Origin of the sequence: Sphingobium tyrosinilyticum (genome assembly GCF_042654265.1) — a bacterium.
Taxonomy (GTDB): domain Bacteria; phylum Pseudomonadota; class Alphaproteobacteria; order Sphingomonadales; family Sphingomonadaceae; genus Sphingobium; species Sphingobium tyrosinilyticum.
This window is the reverse complement of sequence record NZ_JBHSFZ010000025.1, coordinates 129,057-150,339: the sequence shown is the minus strand read 5'-3', so window position 1 is coordinate 150,339 and position 21,283 is coordinate 129,057. Positions and strand designations below refer to the sequence as shown.

Annotated in this window: 24 protein-coding genes; 20 read left to right on the top strand and 4 right to left on the bottom strand. The window is 61.6% G+C overall.

The features are described 5' to 3' along the window. Positions 1 to 131 precede the first annotated feature (131 nt). The 7 genes from ACFO3E_RS11870 to ACFO3E_RS11840 all read left to right on the top strand — a co-directional run bounded on the left by ACFO3E_RS11870 (position 132) and on the right by ACFO3E_RS11840 (position 7,736). Positions 132 to 761 carry a DUF6644 family protein gene (locus ACFO3E_RS11870; RefSeq protein ID WP_380804922.1) on the top strand — a complete coding sequence of 210 codons (630 nt, stop codon included), beginning with the start codon at positions 132 to 134 and terminating at the stop codon, positions 759 to 761. Beyond that, positions 758 to 1,579 carry a DUF6644 family protein gene (locus ACFO3E_RS11865; protein WP_380804919.1) on the top strand — a complete coding sequence of 274 codons (822 nt, stop codon included), beginning with the start codon at positions 758 to 760 and terminating at the stop codon, positions 1,577 to 1,579. The genes ACFO3E_RS11870 and ACFO3E_RS11865 overlap by 4 nt, the downstream gene beginning before the upstream one ends. A gap of 187 nt (positions 1,580 to 1,766) precedes the next feature. Next, positions 1,767 to 3,089: an SMP-30/gluconolactonase/LRE family protein gene (locus tag ACFO3E_RS11860; RefSeq protein WP_380804917.1), complete on the top strand. Its 1,323-nt coding sequence runs from the start codon at positions 1,767 to 1,769 to the stop codon at positions 3,087 to 3,089. Positions 3,090 to 3,128: 39 nt separating this feature from the next. Beyond that, positions 3,129 to 5,540, top strand: coding sequence for a TonB-dependent receptor (locus ACFO3E_RS11855; protein ID WP_380804915.1), 2,412 nt, complete (start codon positions 3,129 to 3,131; stop codon positions 5,538 to 5,540). A gap of 9 nt (positions 5,541 to 5,549) precedes the next feature. Then, positions 5,550 to 5,966, top strand: a complete 417-nt coding sequence (locus tag ACFO3E_RS11850; RefSeq protein ID WP_380804912.1) for a DUF6152 family protein — start codon at positions 5,550 to 5,552, stop codon at positions 5,964 to 5,966. Positions 5,967 to 5,979: 13 nt separating this feature from the next. Beyond that, complete coding sequence (locus tag ACFO3E_RS11845; RefSeq protein WP_066531799.1) at positions 5,980 to 6,756, top strand: hypothetical protein; 777 nt, start codon at positions 5,980 to 5,982, stop codon at positions 6,754 to 6,756. After that, positions 6,753 to 7,736 carry a hypothetical protein gene (locus ACFO3E_RS11840; protein ID WP_066531274.1) on the top strand — a complete coding sequence of 328 codons (984 nt, stop codon included), beginning with the start codon at positions 6,753 to 6,755 and terminating at the stop codon, positions 7,734 to 7,736. Before ACFO3E_RS11845 ends, ACFO3E_RS11840 begins: the two co-directional genes overlap by 4 nt. A 150-nt stretch (positions 7,737 to 7,886) precedes the next feature. Here the strand turns inward: ACFO3E_RS11840 and ACFO3E_RS11835 are convergent, their stop codons facing one another. After that, positions 7,887 to 8,420, bottom strand: a complete 534-nt coding sequence (locus ACFO3E_RS11835) for a hypothetical protein (protein WP_380804909.1) — start codon at positions 8,418 to 8,420, stop codon at positions 7,887 to 7,889. A gap of 331 nt (positions 8,421 to 8,751) precedes the next feature. Here ACFO3E_RS11835 and ACFO3E_RS11830 point away from each other — a divergent pair, with 331 nt between their 5' ends. The 10 genes from ACFO3E_RS11830 (at position 8,752) to ACFO3E_RS11785 (ending at position 15,163) form a co-directional block, all read left to right on the top strand. After that, positions 8,752 to 9,750: a LysR substrate-binding domain-containing protein gene (locus tag ACFO3E_RS11830; protein WP_066531271.1), complete on the top strand. Its 999-nt coding sequence runs from the start codon at positions 8,752 to 8,754 to the stop codon at positions 9,748 to 9,750. 40 nt (positions 9,751 to 9,790) lie between these two features. Then, positions 9,791 to 10,990: a SorA family sulfite dehydrogenase catalytic subunit gene (sorA, locus tag ACFO3E_RS11825; RefSeq protein ID WP_380804907.1), complete on the top strand. Its 1,200-nt coding sequence runs from the start codon at positions 9,791 to 9,793 to the stop codon at positions 10,988 to 10,990. Beyond that, the gene (gene sorB / locus ACFO3E_RS11820) at positions 10,987 to 11,295 is read left to right on the top strand and encodes a SorB family sulfite dehydrogenase c-type cytochrome subunit (protein WP_380804905.1); all 309 of its coding nucleotides are present in this window, start codon (positions 10,987 to 10,989) and stop codon (positions 11,293 to 11,295) included. The genes sorA and sorB overlap by 4 nt, the downstream gene beginning before the upstream one ends. A 44-nt stretch (positions 11,296 to 11,339) precedes the next feature. Then, complete coding sequence (locus ACFO3E_RS11815) at positions 11,340 to 12,236, top strand: dienelactone hydrolase family protein (protein WP_066531267.1); 897 nt, start codon at positions 11,340 to 11,342, stop codon at positions 12,234 to 12,236. Between the two features lie 278 nt (positions 12,237 to 12,514). Beyond that, complete coding sequence (locus ACFO3E_RS11810) at positions 12,515 to 12,793, top strand: hypothetical protein (protein ID WP_066531265.1); 279 nt, start codon at positions 12,515 to 12,517, stop codon at positions 12,791 to 12,793. Between the two features lie 39 nt (positions 12,794 to 12,832). Then, on the top strand, positions 12,833 to 12,988 hold the full coding sequence (locus tag ACFO3E_RS11805; RefSeq protein ID WP_380804902.1) for a hypothetical protein: 156 nt from the start codon (positions 12,833 to 12,835) through the stop codon (positions 12,986 to 12,988). Between the two features lie 271 nt (positions 12,989 to 13,259). Continuing rightward, a complete protein-coding gene (locus ACFO3E_RS11800; RefSeq protein ID WP_066531263.1) occupies positions 13,260 to 13,466 on the top strand; it encodes a cold-shock protein in 207 nt (68 codons plus the stop codon). 75 nt (positions 13,467 to 13,541) lie between these two features. After that, on the top strand, positions 13,542 to 13,877 hold the full coding sequence (locus ACFO3E_RS11795; protein WP_066531262.1) for a DUF6481 family protein: 336 nt from the start codon (positions 13,542 to 13,544) through the stop codon (positions 13,875 to 13,877). 353 nt (positions 13,878 to 14,230) lie between these two features. Continuing rightward, positions 14,231 to 14,452, top strand: coding sequence for a hypothetical protein (locus tag ACFO3E_RS11790; protein ID WP_066531260.1), 222 nt, complete (start codon positions 14,231 to 14,233; stop codon positions 14,450 to 14,452). Between the two features lie 15 nt (positions 14,453 to 14,467). Further along, positions 14,468 to 15,163, top strand: a complete 696-nt coding sequence (locus ACFO3E_RS11785; RefSeq protein WP_225870636.1) for a polyamine aminopropyltransferase — start codon at positions 14,468 to 14,470, stop codon at positions 15,161 to 15,163. 12 nt (positions 15,164 to 15,175) lie between these two features. On the opposite strand, the gene ACFO3E_RS11780 is transcribed toward ACFO3E_RS11785, so the two are convergent. From ACFO3E_RS11780 to ACFO3E_RS11770, 3 genes are all read right to left on the bottom strand, one after another. Next, entirely contained in the window at positions 15,176 to 15,988 is an 813-nt protein-coding gene (locus ACFO3E_RS11780) for a transglutaminase-like domain-containing protein (RefSeq protein WP_380804898.1), read from the bottom strand. A 277-nt stretch (positions 15,989 to 16,265) separates the two neighbouring features. After that, positions 16,266 to 16,508, bottom strand: a complete 243-nt coding sequence (locus ACFO3E_RS11775; RefSeq protein WP_066531253.1) for a hypothetical protein — start codon at positions 16,506 to 16,508, stop codon at positions 16,266 to 16,268. 451 nt (positions 16,509 to 16,959) lie between these two features. Then, complete coding sequence (locus tag ACFO3E_RS11770) at positions 16,960 to 17,742, bottom strand: SDR family NAD(P)-dependent oxidoreductase (protein WP_066531789.1); 783 nt, start codon at positions 17,740 to 17,742, stop codon at positions 16,960 to 16,962. A 300-nt stretch (positions 17,743 to 18,042) separates the two neighbouring features. Here ACFO3E_RS11770 and ACFO3E_RS11765 point away from each other — a divergent pair, with 300 nt between their 5' ends. The 3 genes from ACFO3E_RS11765 to ACFO3E_RS11755 all read left to right on the top strand — a co-directional run bounded on the left by ACFO3E_RS11765 (position 18,043) and on the right by ACFO3E_RS11755 (position 21,162). Beyond that, positions 18,043 to 18,660: a TetR/AcrR family transcriptional regulator gene (locus ACFO3E_RS11765; protein WP_380804895.1), complete on the top strand. Its 618-nt coding sequence runs from the start codon at positions 18,043 to 18,045 to the stop codon at positions 18,658 to 18,660. Next, positions 18,657 to 19,103 carry a nuclear transport factor 2 family protein gene (locus tag ACFO3E_RS11760; RefSeq protein WP_380804893.1) on the top strand — a complete coding sequence of 149 codons (447 nt, stop codon included), beginning with the start codon at positions 18,657 to 18,659 and terminating at the stop codon, positions 19,101 to 19,103. The genes ACFO3E_RS11765 and ACFO3E_RS11760 overlap by 4 nt, the downstream gene beginning before the upstream one ends. A gap of 106 nt (positions 19,104 to 19,209) precedes the next feature. Further along, positions 19,210 to 21,162, top strand: coding sequence for a pyrroloquinoline quinone-dependent dehydrogenase (locus ACFO3E_RS11755; protein WP_380804890.1), 1,953 nt, complete (start codon positions 19,210 to 19,212; stop codon positions 21,160 to 21,162). The last annotated feature ends 121 nt before the right edge of the window (positions 21,163 to 21,283 follow it).

The following is a 21,283-nucleotide window of genomic DNA, read 5'->3' as shown; positions in this document are numbered from 1 at the left end:
TCACGACGCCGGACGGTGCGGGGTATCATGGCAATGCCGATGCCTCCCGAAAAGTCCTGGTTTATACAGACGCCCGGAACCTGAACGCCACGCCGCGCCCTCAGGCAGGCGGCGCAGAGCGGGTGGAGAATATGCTGTCGACTTTCCTGGCCTATCTGCAGTTCAAGCTGGGCGCGCAGTTCGACAATTCGGGGCATGCCATTTCCGACACCTCATGGAGCGCGCAACTGCAAGGGTCGGAGCGGCTTTGGATGCTGCTGGAAGGCACGCATGTCCTGACCCTGATGCTCTTTGCCGGGTCGATCCTGTTCGTCGATCTGAGATTGCTGGGCGTAACCTTCAAGAACACGCCCGTGTCGAAGGTGACGGACACACTAATTCCTTACACCGTCGCGGGCTTTATCGTGATGCTGCTTACCGGTGCGGCGCTGTTCTTCGCCAATCCGCTGGAATATTATCATAATGTCATATTCCGGCTGAAGTTCATTTTCCTGATCGCCGCCGCCGCCAACATATTCTACTTTCACTATCGGGTGCAGGCCAACCGCGCCGCTTGGGACAATCAAGCCAAGCCGCCCGCCTCCGCCCGCCGCGCGGCGGCATTTTCGCTCGCCTTGTGGATCGGGGTGATCGTCGCCGGGCGCTTCGCCGCCTATGATTGGTTTTCCTGCGATACCGCTCAGGGTTTCGTGGCAGCGGCCGCCCAATGTTCGGAACGCTCCGTCACCCTTGCCGCCGTCGAAACGGAGCTTGCCCCATGACCGTCAACCTGCGCGACCTCGCCCCGTCCATCCAACCCGCCGTTGATGCCATCGCGGCCATACCCGTGATCCGCTATGTCAACGAAACGGCCTGGATTTTCGCGGTCGTCGAAACCGGGCACCTATTGTTTCTGGCCATTTTGGGTGGCTCCGTCCTGGGCCTCAACCTGCGGCTGTTGGGGTTAATCCTGCCCGGCATGAGTAACCGCGATGTGGAGCGAGCCTTGCATCCCTGGTATGTGACGGGGGTCGTGGGCACGATCGTCACTGGCGTGGCAATGGCGATCACCGTGGCGCGCACCCTTTTGCCGAGCGGCGCCTTCTTCATCAAGATGGTGGCCCTGGCCGCTGCAATCCTGCTCAGCCATGTTGTGGCGCGCCAGGTAAGGAGCGGCCGCATGGCCCTGCCGGAAAACGCCATATTTGGGCTTGCGCTGCTGCTGTGGAGCGGAAGTCTGCTGCTCTTCGCGACCACGCAGGGGCTGAACAGCGGCGCTATGCTGATCGGGCTGGCGGGCGCTGGCATCCTCGCCGCCGCCAGTCAGCCGCGTCACCGGCCCGCTATCATCGGTCTTTTCGTCGTGGCGTTCGGCGCGTGGTTCTTCGCGCTTGATGGCATTTCGGATGAAGGGCACCTCGCGGGCTGGGCCGGCAATGCCCTACTCGCCGCAACCGTCGTTCCCGCGCTAGGCGCTGGCGTGCGAGACATTCGGGCAGGCTCGCATCAGGCGGATGTCTCCATGAAGGTGACCGCCTTCGCCTCCACTCTCGCATGGGTGACGGTCGCCGCCGCAGGCAGGTGGATTGGGTTCAGCTGACCTTCTGAAATCGTCATATCTGACTATCAGGGCGGGCCGCATATTCATGCTGTCCGCCCAATATTCATTCCAGCCGCGACAAAGTTCAAAAGCGGATTATGTCATAAAGGTAGAACAACAAGTTGGTTCAGGCCAGTCCTGATGCTCCCTATCGGAATAACATTCATAATATAGATAGGGGCAATAAGTGATCACCGATTCTCGCGCTTCCACTAAGCGTTCGCACCGCGCCGTTCTTTCCTGGTCAGCCGCCGCCGCTGCATTGATGCTTGCTGGCGGGGTGGCCGTCGCGCAGACGGCACCGCAGGCCGCCGAGGCGCAGAATGCCGTCGAGGTACTTGATCGCGCGAAGGTCGATGCGCTGCTCGCCCAGCCCGACAAGGTGCTGTTCATCGATGTTCGCCGCGCCGATGAGATCAGCACGATCGGCGGCCTGCCCGTCTATCTCAACATCCAGCCGTCCGAACTCGGCCGCCTGCGCTCCTTCATTCCGCGCGACCGCCAGCTCGTCACCGTATCCAACCATGCAGGCCGCGCGAAGAAAGCCGCGTCGCTGCTCGCGCAGCAGGGCTTTCAGGTCGCGGGCGCGGTCGGCGTGCAGGATTATGCCGCGCAGGGCGGCTTCCTGTCGGGGCAGAAGGTGCAGACTCCCGCTATCCCCGGCATCGTCGCCGCCGACACTCGCGTTGATGTCGTGCGCGAAGGCTTTGAAGGTACGGAGGGTCCGGTCCTGCTGAAGGATGGGTCGCTCCTGTTCACCGAGAACCGCGCCGACCGCATCGTGCGGATCGCGCCCGATAACAGCGTTTCGACCTATCTGGAAAAGACCGGGTCGGCCAATGCCTTGGCGGTGAACGCTGCGGGCGATCTGCTCGCCGTGCAGACCGCTCCCTCCGCCGTCGCGGTGCTTCAGCCCAAGGCGAAGGCGCTGGCGACCAGCTATGCCGGCAAGCCCTTCAACCGTCCCAATGATCTGGCGGCGGCGCGCAGCGGCAACATTTATTTCACCGATCCCGGCGCACCGGCGCAGGCGGGCGCCTCGCCAGCGAAGACCGGCCTTTACCGGGTGGACAAGCGCGGCAAAGTATCACTGATCGCGGACGATATCCGTCGGCCGAACGGCGTAGCGCTCAGCCCCGATGAAAAGACGCTCTATGTTGCCAATACCGCTGGCGAGGCGCTGATCGCCTATAGCGTGGGCGCGGACGGCAGCGTTTCCAACCGCCGCGACTTCGCCAAGCTCGCCGGGTTCAAGGAAACGCCCAATGGCCCGAGCAGCGGCGCGGACGGCATCACCGTCGATGCGGACGGCCGCGTCTATGTCGCGACCAGCGCGGGCGTCCAAATCTTCGGCGCCGATGGCTCTGCTCTGGGGATCATCCCTCTGCCCCGCGCTCCGCAGAATCTGGCTTTCGGCGGCAAGGACCGTTCGCAGCTTTATGTCGTCGGTCGCGGCGCGGTCTATCGCATCGCCACACTGACCCACGGGGTCGATCGTCCGGGCAAGTAATCGCTCGCATCGCCCACTTTTAAATTTCAGGATCACATCATGCTTTCCATCGACAACAAGCCATCGCGCGGGCGCGGCGTGGCGCTGCTATGCGCTGGCCTTTTCCTGTCCACCGCCTCTGCCGCCTATGCCCAGGCACCCGCCGCCGAGGCGGAAGCAGCGGTTGACGCGGCCGAAGCCATCGTCGTCACCGCGCGCAACCGGGCCGAGGACATCAACGACGTCCCCATCCCTATCTCCGTCGTGAGCGGCGAGACGATCGCCCAGCAGCGCGTTTTCACCATCGCCGACCTGACCCAGCGCGCGCCGGGCCTTACCGCCACCACGCCCAACGCCCGCCGCACCGGCGTGTCGCTGCGCGGCATTGGCAGGACCAGCGGCAACGACAATATGGAAGCCGCTGTCGGCGTGATCGTCGATGACGTCTTCCTCGGCCATGTCGGCATGACCTATCAGGACTTCACAGATCTGCAGCAGGTCGAAATATTGCGCGGCCCACAAGGCACGCTGCTGGGCAAGAACACGTCGCTCGGCGTGCTCAAATATACTAGCAAACTCCCCTCCTTCACGCCGGAGGGCGTGATCGAGCTGGAAGGGGGGCTTTCAACGCCTTCTTTCAAGGCGCGCGGCTCCTACACCAATGCGCTGGTTGACGATGTGCTGGCGTTCCGCGTCTCCTTCTTCGTCGATAAACAGCGCGGCGACATCCGCAACGTCAACCCGCGTGGCGGCTATTGGCATGAACGCGACAGGTGGGGCGGCCGCGCCCAGCTGCTGTTCAAGCCCAGCGACAATTTCTCGCTGCGCCTCAACCTCGATTCCGCCGAAACGAACGAGAACAGCAACACCAAGCCGTTCATGGTCGATCCTGCAACGCTGAATGACGGTTCCGCGCGCACGACGACCTACAGCACGCGCCTCGCCCGCAGCTATTTCGGTGGTTACACGCCCATCATCGGGTCGTGGCGGACGATCGACATGGACCAGGCCGAACCGCTGATCACCCGCAACCGCGGCGTTTCGGTTATCGCGACTTGGGACACTGGGCCATTCGAACTCAAGTCGATCTCCGCCTATCGCACCTTCCACTTCGACGCGAAGAATGACAGTGAGCAGACCCGCTTCGCCATCGCGCGGGGCGGCACGCTGGTCGATACCGAACAGCTCTCGCAGGAATTCCGCATCGCCGGTTCGCTGACGCCATCGATCGAATATCAGGCGGGCCTCTATTTCTTCCGCATCGAAACCGACACCACGAGCCGCAACCTGTATGGCGCGGACGCAGGCGCTTTCTACGCTACCAACGCGCAATATAATACGCTCAACACACCCACGGGCCGGGAATTGCTGCGCGCCTCGCTCGCCAACATCTTCGCGTTCAGCAACCAGAATCCGATTTCCGACAGCCAGGCCGCATTCGCCCAGTTCGACTGGAAGGTCACCGATCGCGCATCGATCACGGCGGGCATCCGCTACACACGCGAACAGAAGAAGAGCAACATCACCCGCACTTCGTTCCGGGCTGACGGCGCGCCGCTCGTCTCGACCGGAAACGCCACAGCAGACGCCATCCGCAGCGCGCAGTTGGGCACGGACTTCGCCACCATCACAGGCGAGCGCATCGATGATGATTCGATTTCATGGCTCATCAATCCCAATTACAAGTTGACCGACGACGTCCTGCTCTATGCCTCGGCGAGTGGCGGCGGCAAGTCGGGCGCGGTCGCGTTCGAAAACAACGGCACGCGCCGCAATGTTAAGCCGGAAAAGACCACCGACTTCGAGCTGGGCGTGAAGGGGCAATTCGGTCCGCTGACCCTTAACCTCAACGCGTATTACACCAAGGTCCGCGACTATCAGAACGTCACAAGCGAACCGGACCCGAGTTCATCGACCGGCTACAGCTCGCGCCTCGGCAACATCCCCGGCGTCAAGGCGCGCGGCGTCGAGTTCGATGCGGCCCTCCAGCTGTTGGACGGCCTCAGCCTCACCTTGGGCGGCGCTTATAACAAGGCGACCTATTCCGACTGGTCGACCGCAACCTGCCCCCGCTCCTATCCGGCCACGGTCGCGATCTGCAACAACACCGGACGCCAGGTCGTTGGCGCGCCGCGTTGGACGATCATCACCGGCTTCAACTATGTCGGTGAGCTGTCGAACTCGGGCTGGTCGGTCCACGCCTTCGCCAACAACAGCTACCGCTCGCGCCACAATCTGGAACAGCTGCTGTCCGACTATGGCTGGCAGAAGGGCTATAATCTGACGGATGTCGGCTTCGGCATCATCCGCGATCATGGCGGCGCGAAGACGGAACTCAGCGTCGTCGCGAAGAATGTCTTCGACACGCGCTACACGACCAGCATCAACGATTTCAGCAACACCGCGCCGATTGGCTACGACGGTATCGGCGCCCGCCGCTACGTCGGCGCACTTCTTCGCACGCAGTTCTGAGGAGGCTTCATGGCTTATCAACACTGGCGCACCATTGCCGTGACCGCCTTGCTACTAGCGGTAGGCGGCTCGGCAACCCAAAGCGTCGCCCACCACGCCTTTGCGGCCGAGTTCGATTCCGCAAAGCCCGTCGCCATCCAGGGCGTCGTCACCAAGGCGCGCTTCGTCAATCCGCACAGCTGGATCTATCTGGACGTCAAGGACAAGGACGGATCGGTGACCAACTGGGGCTTCGAGTTCGGCACGCCCAGCTCGCTGCGTACCAATGGCCTCAGCAAAGAGGATGTCAGCCCCGGCACCAACATCCGCATCGCGGGCTATCGCGCCAAGAATGGCGGTCCTTTCGGCTATGCCGCCACCATCACGCTGGACAGCGGCCGCAAGGTCCAGACCGGCAGCGCCCCCGATGCACCGACGAGGCGCTGAGATGGGACAACTGATGACAAGAGCCCGCCGCCTCGCCGCCGCGACCGCGCTGCTGGCGATCGCCTTCACCGGAACGGCGGCAAGCGCGCAGACCGGCAGCCAAATCCCGCGCCGCGCGGACGGCCATCCCGATTTCGCGGGCATCTGGCAGACGTTGAGCGAGGCCGATTACGACCTGGAGCCGCATGCCGGACGCCAGGATGCGCCTCCGGGGCCTGGCGTGGTGGAGGGCGGCTCGATCCCCTATCGCCCCGAGGCGCTCGCGCAAAAGCAGCGCAACTTCGCCGCGCGCGAGAAGGATGATCCCCGCCTCAAATGCTGGGTGCAAGGGACGCCGCGCGGCATCTATTATCCCGCGCCCTTCCAGATCTTTCAGCGCGACAGCGATCTGACGCTCGTCCACCAGTTCGGCCATCAGGTCCGCACCATCTTCACCAATGGCACCGGCCATCAGACCGATACCGAGGACGGCTATTATCTGGGCGACTCCCGCGCCAAATGGGACGGCGACACGCTGGTCGTGGACGTGACCGGCTTCAATGAGGAAACCTGGCTCGACCGCGCGGGCAATTATCACAGCGACGCCCTGCATGTGGTCGAGCGCTGGAGCTTCGTCGACAAGGACACGATCAGCTATCGCGCCACGATCGAGGACCCCAAAGTCTTCACCAAGCCCTGGTCGATCGAACTGCTGCTCAATCGCCGACGCGACAAGAATTTCCAGCTGATCGAGGATTATTGCTTCACCCTGCCCTATGAGCAGGCCTATCCGCACAAGGAGGTCAAATGAGACCGAGCAAGATTGCGCTCTGCGCGCTGCTGGCGCTCGCCCCCGCAGCCCACGCCCAAACGCCCGAAGCCACTCCCGCCCAGCCGCGCGTGGCTGGCAATGGCGGCGGCATTCGCTGGCAAAAGCAGGTGCCGGTGATCGCTTCCGGCGCCTGGACCGGAGCCAAGCTGGCGGACGGCCAGCCTGACATTTCCGGCTTCTATTCCAACACCATCTCTAACCACAGCAACTTCACCGACCCGCAGGCCGGACCGCCCGGAGAACCTTCGGACTCGGCGAACCTGCCCCGCAACCAACGCGCGCCGAGCCGCGTGTCCGACCCGGTGGACGGCCAAATCCCCTACCTCCCCGCCGCCCGTGCGCTGCAGGAGGATTTCGCCAAGAATTTCCCGAACCCGGACAAGCCGCGCTACATTGAGCCGCTGGCGCGCTGCGCACCGGCGGGCGTGCCCAAATCCTTCATGTGGCACGGCTTCGAGATCCGCCAGTTCCCCAACTATGTCGTCTTCCTGTTCGATTCCGGCACGCGGATCATCCCGCTCGACAACCGGCCGCATCTGCCCGGCGCCATCAAATTATGGAATGGGGATGCGCGCGGTCATTGGGAAGGCAATACGCTGATCGTCGATGTGCAGAACCAGAATGGCAAGGCGCTGTTCGGCCGCTATGGCGATTTCATCAGCGAAAATGGCCGCGCGACCGAACGCTATATCTTCGATGCCAAGGGCAGCGGCTTCAACTATGTCGCGACCTTCACCGACCCGACCGTCTATTCGCGTCCCTGGACCGCGACGATCCCAGTCAAGCGCTACACCGAAGCCGACAAGCCGGACGGCTGGCATTATGATGTGAAGCCCGCCAACCGGCCTGGCCAGCCGCTGCTGCACGAACGTGTCGAGCGGGTCTGCGTCGAAAATAACGGGCCTTTCGGCGGGGGCGCTGTCGGTGTGCCCACCGACCGGCCAGTCATCGCCCGCTAGATACTGCCTCATTGCATCTGGCCGGCCCAAATTTCGGGGTCGGCCAGTTTTCCCTTGGACAGGACCTATTTCAGGAACCGCGTCTGCGAGCGGACCTCCTCAACCGACGCAGTCCGCCCCGCAATGTCTTCGCCTGGCCTCGTTCTCCTATCAGAAGCCTTCCGGCAGCGGGGGCGGCGGCGCCTCGATATCCGGTGCGAAGGTCAGGTGGCATGCGACGCACTGCGCATTGATCCGGTCGCCCGCGCTTTGCAGCGCCACGAAGTCCTTGCGCTCTGCCGCATCGGCACTGGCGCTCGCCGCTTCCCTGAAGGCAATCAGATGCTTGTCCCACTCAACATCCGCAATACGGTAGGCCGAATGCTCCAGCGCGTAGCTGAGTTGCTGCAGCGTCAGCGCATCGCTCTCCGCATTCTCCCAATCCTCCTCCGTCACGGGCTTTCCGGATCGCTCGCCATGAACGTCTGTTTCCAGCGCGGTCCATTGCCACAACTGCTCGGCATTGCGCTGCATCACATGGCCCATAAACTCCTTGATTGGCAGCTGGGATTGCTCGTTTGGCAATGCGGCCGCTCCCGCGGCGCAAGCCAAAGTTCCTATAATTGCGGCAAACGCGATCTTCATGTCCTGACAAAATCCTCCCAGTGGCAACGCGTGTTTTAGGTGCGGCAGATCGACGTCCAACCAAGGAAAGGGACGTTAGATATTCTCGTTGGGCCTAAAGGAAAGCTGCGGGCAAGCCTTCAGTGGCGAGCTGAATCTATATAAACCTATGATAATAGACGGTTTTTTAGGCGTCCGGGAAACGCTCGTTCGCGGAATACCTTTAGCGCAAAGCCGTGGCCCCTCCCTTGCCAACACAGTGTTTCTCAATCATTTAAGTTGTAAATAAAGCTACCCTGCCTTGGATGCCTTAAACGATATGATCAGGGGAAACAGGGGTGACACAGCTTTGCAGGGATAAGGCTTCGGCCTTCGCCATCGTACGGCTCGCTATCGGCGGGGGCGGACGTCCATGAACTTTCAACAGCTCCGCTATGTTCGCACGGCGATCCAGCATAATCTCAACCTGACCGAGGTCGCGAACCGGCTCTCCACATCGCAATCGGGCGTCAGCAAGCAGATCAAGGAATTGGAAGCTGAACTGAAGGTCGACATTTTCGTTCGTCGCGGCAAGCGCCTCACCGGCCTGACCAAGGCCGGGGAAAATGCCGCCCAACTGATCGACAAGCTGCTTCACCAGGCGGACAACCTCAAGCGCCTGTCCGAACAGTTCGTGCAGGAGGATAAGGGCCGCCTAGTCGTCGCGACCACACACAATCAGGCCAATTATGTCCTCCCCCCGGTCCTCCTGCGCTTTAGCGAGCGTTTTCCGGAGGTGGAGATCGAATTGCGGCAGGGCACGCCGCGCTATGTGGTCGATCTGGTGCTGCGGGGCGAAGCGGATATCGGCGTCGCGACCGAAGCGGTGGATGACTATCCTGAACTGCAAACCTATCCCTGCTTCAGCTGGGAGCATGTCGTGATCGTCCCGCCCGATCATCCGCTGGCCCGCGCCGAGCATGTCTCGCTGGCCGACACGGCCCGCTATCCCATCATCACTTATAATCCCGAATTTTCCGGCCGATCGCAGATCAACGAAGCCTATGAAAGGGCGGGTATAGAACCGGACATCCGGCTCACCGCCATGGATGCCGATGTGATCAAGACTTATGTCCGATTGGGCATGGGTGTCGGCATCGTATCGCAAATGGCCGTCAGCAGCGGGCCGGGCGACTCTCTGATGGTGCTGCCGGGCTCAAACCGCTTCTTCCAACCCAGCGTGACCAAGATCGCGACGCTCAAGGGATCGCTGCTCCGCAACTATGCTTATCAGTTGATGGAGATGCTCGCGCCCCATCTCGACGCGGCCGTGCTGGCAGGTGTGAAGCGTCGGCCGAGCCAGGAACGCGCCGCACCGCTGCTGAGCTTTGCCGATCGCGCCGATCTACAAGCGCAAAGACTCAGCGCCTGAAGAGGAATATCTTTTCCGACATCCTTAACGAGTAACGACCATGAACAACATCAATCGACGGCAATTCGTCAGCGCAGCGGCGGGCATGCTGATCACCGCGCCGGGCCTTGCGCGGGCGTCCACCGTGCGCCTGCCCTTCGACAATGGCGAACGGCCCCTGGTCCAGCTGCCGCCAAAGCGCCCGCTCATCGGCCTCACCATGCGCCCGCCGCAGCTCGAAACGCCGTTCGAGATCTTCAATCAGGGGCTGCTCACCCCCAATGACGCCTTTTTCGTGCGCTATCATCTGTCGGGCCTGCCCACCACCATCGACCCCGCCCAGTTTCGCCTGACCATCGGCGGCCATGTGGGTAAGCCCTTGTCGCTCTCGCTGGCAGCGTTGAAGCGCGATTTTCCGAGGCAGGAGATCGTTGCTGTCAATCAATGTTCGGGCAACAGCCGCGGCTTTTCCGATCCCCGCGTCGGCGGCGGGCAGCTGGGCAATGGGGCCATGGGCAACGCCCGTTGGCTGGGCGTGCCGCTAAAGGCGCTGCTCGACCGCGCGGGCGTTCGGCAAGGCGCGCGGCAGGTGACCTTCAACGGCCTCGATACGCCGCCCGCCGACAGCATTCCGGATTTCATTAAGGCGCTCGACATCGACCACGCCCGCGATGGCGATGTCATGGTCGCCTGGGCCATGAACGGGGCCGACCTGCCCTTCCTCAACGGCTATCCGCTCCGCCTCATTGTGCCGGGCTATTATGGCACCTATTGGGTCAAGCATCTCCACGAGATCAATGTCGTCGATGCGCAATATGACGGCTATTGGATGAAGACCGCCTATCGCATCCCCGACAATGACTGCAATTGCGTGGCGCCTGGGCAAAAGCCGGACAAGACCAAGCCTATCGGCCGGTTCAATATCCGCTCCTTCGTCACCAGCCACAAGGATGGCGACCGGATTCGCGCGGGCCGCCCCGTCACCTTCCGGGGCATCGCCTTCAACGGCGGCACCGGCATCGCCCGCGTCGAACTGTCACTGGACGACGGCGCCAACTGGAAGGAGGCGCGGCTCGGCCAGGATCTTGGCCGCTATTCCTTCCGCGAATGGACCGCGCCCGCCACCCTCGCCGCTGGCGATCACCGGATCAAGGTCCGGGCCATCGGCCATGACGGCGAAACACAGCCCCTGACACCCCGCTGGCAACCAGCGGGCTACATGCGCAATGTCGTCGAAACCATCGGAGTGAAGGCAGCATGAGCCCCAAGCCCTATCTGCTCGCCCTCGGTCTCATCGCGCTTGCAGCTACCGCCACGGCGCGGACTCGGGATTATGAACTGCCAGCCGACACCGTTCCCTTCGCTCTGGCGGGCGCGAAGGGCGAGATCATCGTCAACAATTGCATGGGCTGCCATTCGCTGGACTACATCACCACCCAGCCCCGCGGCAAAGGCCCGCAATTCTGGCGAGACGCCGTCAATAAGATGGTGAATGTCTATGGCGCGCCGATCGATCCCGCCGATGTCGATGCCCTCACCGCTGCCCTGCAACAAACGCACGGCTGATCGCCTCGCTTTTCCCTTACCCCACCCCTTGTTGGAGTGCCGTAATGTCAGCCACCGACCGACCCGTCAGCACTGATTTCAGCCGCGATGTACTGGACCTTTTCGACGCCTATGTGCACGGCGCGCTCGACCGGCGCGGCTTCCTGCGCCAATGCGCGGTCCATGCGGGCAGCGTGGCCGCCGCCACGGCGCTGCTGACGGCGCTTAGCCCCGATTTCGCTATCGGCCAGGTGATCGCCCCGGCTGACCCGCGCATCAGCACGGCATGGATCGACATCCCCTCGCCACAGGGCAATGGCGCCATCCGCGCCTATGTCGCACGGCCTGCAAAGGTGAAGAAGAAACTGCCCGTCATTATCGTCGCGCATGAAAATCGCGGGCTCAACCCGCATATCCAGGACATCGCCCGCCGTCTCGCCGTCGATAGTTTCATCGCGGTCGCACCTGACGCTCTCACGACCTTGGGCGGCTATCCGGGGGACGAGGACAAAGCGCGCGAGCAGTTCGCGACGCTCGACCGCGCCAGGATCGGTGAGGATTTCGTCGCCGCCGCGCGCCACGCGCTGACGATCGAAGGTGGCAATGGCAGGCTGGGCGCGACCGGCTTCTGCTTCGGCGGCGGCATAGCCAATCTGCTGGCGACGCGCCTTCCCGAGCTGCGCGCCGCCGTGCCCTTCTACGGCAGCGCCCCGCCGCTGGCCGATGTGCCCAAGATAAACGCCGAACTGCTGCTCCATTTTGGCGGCAATGACGCGCGCACCAATGCCGGCTGGCCACCCTATGAGGAAGCGCTCAAGCAGGCGGGCAAACGGTACACCGCTTATACTTACGAAGGCGCCGAACATGGCTTCAACAACGACACGACGCCCCGCTTCAACAAGGCGGCCGCTGATCTCGCCTGGAGCCGGACGCTGGCGCTGTTCAAACGCACCTTGACCTGAGGTCCACCAATTTGCCTGCCGACCGGCAATTTGCGTCTGCATATGGGCGGCACGCAGGTTCCGTCGGCAGCGCAAATGTTGTAAGATTCCAGATTAAGCCTATATGGAAAATATCAAGGACATAGCAATGTAGGCGTTCTTGACTGAGAGACCATCGCGCTCCCGCTTACCAGGGAGTCTCCCATGGACCTCAATCAACTTTATTCCCGGCATCATATTTCGTTCATCCGGCCAGCTGGCGCAGGCAGTGAATCGATACTGCACAAGCATCTGTTCGCATGACGGAGGACGCCATCACACCCGCACGCCCGCGAAGACGAGCGTTCGTCAACCGCGAGACGCGGATTTCTCCTGACCAGGCGAGGCGGCAGGGTTTGATCACCCATCTTGCATTCGTTCTTCTGGGGCATGAGGAAGCAATCCGCTTCCTAAACACCCACAACACCTCCTTGGGCGCGCGGCCGCTCGATTTGGCGATCGGTGATCCAACGGGATATTCCGTGGTCGAAGATGCGGTCAAGCTGCTCGCCCGGCCCGCAACCGGAGGACGGCAATAATCCTGCCGCCCAACTCGCTAATCAGGATGGGAGAGAAAAATGACTGTTGCCCCGGAGGACGAAGCCGAACTCATGGCTCGCTATGGCATCACCAAAGTGCCGGCATATCGCTACCATTATCGGGAATGGCGATATTCGACCTTGAATGACGCACTGGCTCAAGCCAAGCGGGACGAGGCTGCGCCCTCGAAATAACGGCGCATCCAGTCACGCCATGGGTGTGGCAATAAGGCGAAAACAACGGGAGATAAAGAGGCTCTCCAAGACAGATGGAAAGCGGTCGACCGGTCGGCCTGGCACCCGCATTTTGCTTTTGCATCGACTTGTGCTATCAACATCTCGCTGAACGTCGCGCTTCGACGGATATCGGGCCGCCTCGGCTCTCCTTTGTCCCACATTTGCCTCTTGAAGCTAGGATGCGCGCATCTTCGCGTGCTCCCATGAAATTTGGACAAGGAGCTCCAATATGATCACCGGAACAGTCAAATTCTTCAACGCCGACAAGGGCTATGGTTTCATCGCGCCGGAAAGCGGCGGCGGCGACGCCTTCGTGCACATCACCGCCGTTGAACGGGCGGGCATGCGCACGCTCGAGAAGGATCAGCGCGTGTCCTACACGCTGGAAACTGATCAGCGCGGCAAGGCATCGGCAACCAACCTCCAACCTGCGTGAAGGCAGGCGCTGGGCGGCTTCGGCCGCCCGCGCGATGGCCCGCACGAATTTTAAAAAGACAGGACTTTCCTCTTAATGAAAAGATATAAGGAACCACATTTCCAGGAGCGCATAGCCGCTGCGGCGAGCGCCCGGACAGAGGTTCTCGACCGATTGCGGACCAAAGCGCCGGTGGTTCGGGCTTCCGCCCCCGAAGATGTGGAACGCCGCCTTGCTAAGGAGGCTGCGGCGCGGGAAAAGCGCCAGAACGCACTACTCGCGGCGAAAGAGCAAAAGGCGGCCAAGCGGGCGCAGGCCAGCGAAGAGGCTGCTGCAAAGGCAGCCAAGCAAAAGCCCGAACTCAGTGAGGCTGAACGCAAGTCGGCCCGCGACGCACGCTATCTCGCCCGAAAGAACCGGGCATCGTCTTGAGCGGGGCGCTGCAAAGCCTTTTTGGCCGATGCGGCGCATTCCCAGATACACACTTCATGTCCTCGCCGACAATTTGGCCGCGCCTGACACAGGCTGTGCCGTGCGGCGAGACATACATTGGAACGCGGCATAGACCGCAAGGACTGATTATGAATATGTTTTCCAAACCCGAAAAACGCGCAACGCTCTCCCCGGCCTTATGCCGGTTAGAGGCGCGGTCTCCTGCTCCGGGTCGCCCGGCGACCCTGTCGAGCAGTGAATTGAAGCGCGTTGTCATGGCGATGGTGGGCTAACCTCCATCCCCGGCAGCACCTCTTTGCTGCCGATAATCTAAATTACAGTCAGGAGTCTCCATGAGCCGAGAAGCAGTCCGCCCCTATCTGATCAGCAAGGATGATGAAGGGAACTTTCGGCTCACGGTTCGGGAGACCCGCTATAATTCTCAAGGCTATCCACTCGTAACCTCCCATCTGCAGGACGAGACGTTCAAATCAGCGGCTGCAGTCCGTAACTTTGCTCGGGACGTCTTCAAGGCGGAGCCTGGTCAATATGACCAGCTAAAGTCACGGTCATAACACGCAATGACAGCGTTGGCGTCACAAGATGACAGGGAAGAAATTCCCGTAGAGCTGGTTGACACAGCCAAGCTGCCCGATGGCGGCGAACTGATGCTGTGGCGTCGCGGGGACGATTATTCGATCCAGTTCGGCGACGATGAACTGATGGGCAATCAGGTTCGCCATTCGGAAGAGGCCCTGGCGACGCTGGCATGCGATCGGCTATCCCACCGCGACGGCCGCATCCTTATCGGTGGGCTCGGCATGGGTTTCACGCTGGGCGCGACCCTCCGTTCACTGTCATCTACGGCAGAAGTCGTCGTGGCCGAACTTGTGCCCGAGGTCGTCAAATGGGCCAGAGGTCCGTTGGCGCATCTGTTCAAGGACTATCTCATCGATCCCCGCTTGTCGCTGGAGATGGCCGATGTTCACGACGTGATCGTCAGGCACAAGGCGGGATTCGACGCCATTCTTCTCGACGTCGATAACGGTCCTGACGGAATGATCCACCTTCCCAACGAACGGCTTTATTGCAACTGGGGACTGCGAGTGGCGCGTGAGGCCCTGAAGCCGGGCGGCATCCTCGCCATATGGTCGGCCTATACGGATGACGACTTTGTCGATCGCCTTGAACAAGCTGGTTTTGGCGTGGACGAGGTGAGCATCCCTGCCCTGGCCGGTGAGGAACATGTAATCCACACGATCTGGCTCGCATCCAAGGGCGATTGAGGTTCCGGCAGCTCAGTTTTCAAGCGTAGGGCTGTCCACCGTATCAGCCGTCAGACAGGTCACGCAAACCTCCTGACTGACCAGCTCCGCATATCCGAAAATCGTCATGAACGAGATGTCGGTGGCGTCTCTTCCGACGGCTACGCGCACAAGCCCCTCCACTGGAGCAAGCCCGCTGGCGTCGACCAGGTGCCAGCCATCGTCCAGCCAGACATCGACGACAGCATGAAAGTCGGGCGGGTCCAGCTGCCAGGCATAGGCCGAAACCAGGCGCGCCGGGATACCAGCTGCGCGGGCAAAGGCCGCCATCACATGCGAAAAGTCCCGGCAGACCCCCTCGCGCGCCACAAAGCTATCGACCGCACTCGTCGTGCCGTGACTCGCACCCAGCCTGTAATCGATGTTGCGGCGTATCCACTGCGCCATCGCATCGATCTTCGCCCCTCCATCAAAGTCTCCGAACTCTCGCGCCACGAAAGATACGAAGCGATCGGACTGGCAGAACCGGCTAGGCCAAAGATAGGGTATGACATGGGCAGGCAGATCGGGTCGCGCGGAGACGGGCAGCCCTATCAAAGACCTGGCGCCTCGCTCGACGTCGAAGGTGCCGTGATATTCCGCCAGAAAATCACCCTGCGCGGTAGCCCAGGTTCTGCGGCCAATCCCATCATCGCCCGGCACGGTGCGCAACGGTTCGGTGCCACGGACGGTCAGCAGGTCATTTACCAGCCGCTGCTCCGGCATCTGCGCGCCTTCAATCGCCAGAAGCACGTCAGCCTGCTGCGGCATATGATAGGCGAGCCTCGCTTCCACTTTAAGGCGCATGCAATATCCTGATCTGCTCGCGGCCGGTTTTGGCTGCCAGCACGCGAAGAACTTCGCGAAGCTCGCTCCTGTTCCCGAGGCTCGTTCGCCGCCGCTCCCAATCAGTCGCGCAAGCGCGCGAGGGCTTCATGTCCCTCGCGGCTCAACACATCAATGATCTTAGCATAGGCTCGGGCTTGTTCCTCATGCTGGCTTTTCTGCCGCGGACAATTTGCCAGAAGAGCCTGACTGAGCGCCGCGAGCCGCCCGCGTTCCAGACGATGGGATTGTTCCACAATTATCTCCGTGAACCATTGGGCGGCAACTGCCGGGCGATATGAGAGGGAGAACGCTTTACCTCGCCCAGGATCAGCTTGTGCTTCATAATGACGCGAAGCGCCTCCGCGTCCCTGGGATCGAGCAACACAACCCTCGACCCGCCAGACAGCAGCGGCTCGACCGTGGACATCCGAAACATATGCTTGGCGCAGAGCGCTTCGATGGCGGACGGGGACTGATCGATATGGATGACCCGGCTCATGCTTGATTTCCCCAGGGCCCGAAAGGAAAGGGGTTAAAGGGCGTGGACCCGTCCGCCCTCTTCGACCGGTAAGGGAGACGATGGTCGCGAATGCGCCGGGCATAGCCTTGCGCCAGCCCTTGATATGCCGCGCGCGTTGATATGCATGGCGCATATTGTGCGCGAAGCAGTTCTTCCTGCTCTCGTCGCAGCAAATAATTCAGGTCGTCCATGAAGCGCTCCTCGGCTTGCAAGCGGGAGCGCGTTGGTCTCTCAGTCACGGCGGATGCCTGCAGCAAATTCCGCGCAATAATGATGCAATAGCGGATATTCGGCCTGCTGTCGCCCGTAAACGCCTTTTCCCGGAAAAATCTATCGAATGCTGCGGGAAGGTCGCGTCTAGATTACGCCTGCTCGCCCAACGCCATTGCTCTGTGAGAGTGGCTCGAACACCTGCGCGGCGGAACCTGAGCTAGCGGAGTACAACTTGCGGGGGGCGGCCGATCATCGCCCCCGCATCGATCGTAACAAGCTGGCCCGTCATCGCGCGGGCCTCGCTCACCAGCCACCGGATCGTGGAGGCGATGTCCTCTGGCGTGCACAAGCGGCCTAGTGCGGATGCGTCCTCGAACGTCTTGCGGGCCTGATCGAATCCGTCCTCCCCCAACCCCCTGCGAAGCCAGTCGCCATCAATCACGCCGGGTAGCACGGCATTGACGCGGATCGGAGCGAGATTACGGGACAGCGCCATGGTCAAGGTGTTCAGGGCTCCCTTGGACGCCGCATAGGCGTAAGAGCTGCCGGTTCCATTCAAGCTGGAGATCGAGGAAACGAGTATGATGGCGCCCCCTTCTTGCGCGCGCATCGCAGGGAGCACCGCCCGCGCCATTTGATAAGCACCGATAACATTCACGCCATAGATACGATGGAAGTCCTCGGCATCCTGCCCTTCCAGATCGCTCATCGACACGAACTGGGTCACTCCCGCCGAGTGGACCAGAGCATCGATGCGGCCCCAGCGACCAACTGCGGCCGAAGCGAGCGCTCGGCAATCATGGTCGCTCGCGACATCACCGCGCACCGCAACAGCGTCGCCGCCGCCTGCAACGATATGGGCGACCACATCGTCCGCCGCGTCCTTGCTGCGGGCGTAGTTCACCAACACATTATATCCGTCGGCAGCGAGAGCTTTGGCCGACGCGGCCCCGACGCCCGTTCCACCGCCGGTGACGATCGCAACGCGTTTATCAACCACAGCGATGCCTCCCAAACCTGTCTTTTTCGCACTATTCAGCCGCTCTCCGGTAGGAGAAAGCCATCCATAGCTCAAGGGCTGGATCATTGAACGACATTGTCGGGCGCCCATCGCTTCCACGGCTAAGCGATTGGACAGCTGCGCCTAGGCAGCGCGCGACAGACATCGAACCCTCTTCCAGCACAGCGGCCCAACCAGTGTGGCGTTCCCCCCCCATACACATCGTTCGCCCATACACTTTGTATTGTCACTCTGCACGGACCATGCTAGCTCGTTAGCCGAACATCGGAGCTGACATTTTTGGAAACCGTCACCCCCCGGCGAAATCAGTTGCAGGAGGAGCAGCGCTCCCGCACGCGCCACATTATCGCACAGGCGGCGCTGAAGGTGTTTTCGGAACGCGGCTATGTCGCCAGTTCAATCGAACAGATATTGGTGAAGGCAGGCGTCAGCCGGGCCGCATTTTACAGCCATTTCGATGGGAAACTCGCGGTGGTCATAGCCATAGCCGATGATTTCGAACCCGCGTGGAAGCCCGTTTTTCGTCACCTTGCAGAATTGTGTAACCCACAACTTCCCGAACTCATGGCATGGACAGCGGGCTATCTCAATTTTCACCGGTCTAATGTGGAAACCTGCACTCTCCTCACCCAAGTGGCCGCGCTGGAAGAGCAGCTATACCGCAAAATATCGCTTCAGCGCGACGCGCTGATCGACATGCTGGCAGAACTGCAGCCAGCCTTCGCCGCAGCCAAGCAGGACAGCGATGTCATGCTTGAGGCGCAAATCCTTCTGCTTGGGATAGACCAGACCTGCTTTCATCTCGTCCGCCAGCACCTGCGCAATCCGGGCGACACAGCGACCAGGATCATGGCGTCGCAGATGCGCCATTTCTTTCAAAGGAATGGAACCAGATGATCGGAATAGACATGACCTTGGACGACGTGATCGCGCACCATCAGATTGCCCGGCAGCTCGCCGAATTTGCCCGCGCGATGGACGAACGCGACTGGAGCAGGATAGCCGAAATACTGGTGGATGACGCGGTCGCCGATGTTGGTGAAGGCCGGCTCGACGGCAGTGCCGCCTTTATTGCTACCCTGCGCCGCTATCTCGATACATGCGGACCAACGCAGCATCTTCTTGGGAATCTCATAGTCGATGTGAATGGGGATGAGGCGCAGAGCCGCTGCTATGTCAGCGACATGCATCTAGGGATTGGCGAACGCAAGCACCTCACCTTCGCCACGCTAGGCGACTATCATGATCGCTGGCGTAAGATCGATGGCTGCTGGCGCATGGTGGAGCGTATCAAGCATAATCGCGCACATGTCGGCTCATTCGACGTGTTCCAGATCTAGCCCGGCGGACCAAGTTTCCGACCTGCGCGATCATTCATCCGATGAAAGAACAGATGTGACCTCCAGCCTGCCTCCTCGTGCTTTCCGAAAAGCCAAGCGCGTTGCCTTGGCGATCCTGTTGCCTGTCGCGTTGATCGGCGCGGCCATGCACGTTTATGGGCAGGGTTGGTTCACGCCCAATCCCCGCATCGATCTGGCAGGGCCCATTGCCGGTTGGAATCATTGGGGTGGAGACGCAGGCGGAACGCGATATTCGCCGCTGACGCAGGTCACGCCTGAGAATGTCTGGGCGCTGAAACCCGCATGGACCTACCATATCGGGATGATCAAGGCTCTGGGACAGAGCTCGCCCACATTCGAGGCCACGCCGATCATCGCGGAAAATCGGCTCTACACCTGCTCGGGCGTCACCCGGATCGTGTCTCTGGATCCTGAATCCGGCCGCGAGATTTGGGCGTTCGATCCAAAGTCCGATAATTTCAGCACCTATCAATTAAATTGCCGGGGCGTCACCTATGTGCGCGATCCCGCCGTTGCCGCGGGCGCGCCTTGTGCGGGCCGCATCGTGGCTGGAACGCTCGACATGCGCCTAATCGCGCTGGACGCGGCGACGGGGCGCCTTTGCGCGTCGTTCGGGGCGGGCGGCATCCTCGATCTGCGGCAGGGTCTCGGCAAATATGAGCGCGGAGACATGGCGGTATCATCGCCGCCCGTGTTCATCGACAATAAGATCGTCGTCAACGCACGCGTCATCGACAATGTGCGGGTCGATGTCCCGGCAGGCGCCATTCGCGCCTTCGATGTCCATTCAGGCAAGCTCGCCTGGGCATGGAATGCCGTTCCTCCCGGCATGGAGTCCGCATCGAAGACGCACCCGGGCGAGTCTCTCGTCCGCGCCACTCCCAATAGTTGGGCGCCGATGTCCGCGGACCCGGCCTTGAACATGATCTATGTCCCGATGGGCAATGCCGCGCCCGACCATTTCGGCGGTGAGCGCCGGGGCCTTGACCATTACTCAAGCTCGGTCGTCGCGCTGGACGCATCCACAGGCAAGGTGCGGTGGCACTTTCAGACAGTGCATCATGATCTATGGGATTATGACCTGCCATCGCAGCCGGTCGCCTTCGACCTGCCGACCGCCATGGGCGTAGTGCCTGCCCTCGCGCAGGCCACCAAACAGGGCCATATCTTCATCCTCGACCGCCGCAACGGAAAGCCCGTCTTCCCCGTCGTCGAACGCCCGGTTCCACAAGCGGGCGCAGTTCCCGGCGAACAGCTTTCCTCAACGCAGCCCTTCCCGGCCAATCCGGCCTTCATCGTTCGCGCGAAGGATCTGACCGAAGAAGCCATGTACGGCTTCACGCCTTATGACCGTGGCAAATGCCGGGACCTGTTTCGCTCGGCAAACTATCAAGGGCTGTTCACCCCGCCATCCACACGGGGCTGGATACAATTCCCCAGCTTCATGGGCGCAACGAACTGGGGCGGCGTCTCGATAGACCCACATCGTAACATCCTGATCGTGAACACCACACAGGCTGCGGCCTTGATGAAGCTCGTTCCGCGCGCGCAGGTGGCTCAGCTTCAGAAGGCGGGCCAACCCGTGCTTCCTGGGACCGGCTCCCCATACGGGCTCACAATGGGACCGATGCTGTCACCCTTTGGCGCGCCATGCAATCGGACGCCCTGGGGCTCGCTGATCGCCATCGATCTGAAGGCGGGGAAGCGGCTTTGGGAAGTTCCATTCGGCACGACCCGGGACCAGGCGCCGTTTCCGATCTGGCTGAAGACCGGCGTGCCCAATCTCGGGGGCTCAGTCATCACCGCTTCGGGACTCGTGTTCATAGGCGCGGCAACGGACAACTATTTCCGCGCTTTCGACATTCGCACCGGAAAAATCGTCTGGCAGGCGCGCCTTCCGGGCGGCGGCCAGGCCACGCCGATGACCTATCGCCTGCGCAAAAATGGCCGACAGTTCGTCGTGATCGCGGCAGGGGGGCACAAATATCTCGGCACGCGCCAGAATGACGCTCTGATCGCCTACGCTCTTCCGGAGTGAAGCGGCCGCTTCGCTCCGGCATAGGCTCACAAACAGCGATGCAGATCAGCTATCGCTGGCGGAACGCGCTATAGAGCGGGAACATCTGGCCGCGGCATGCCCGCTCACTCCGTCGCGCAGG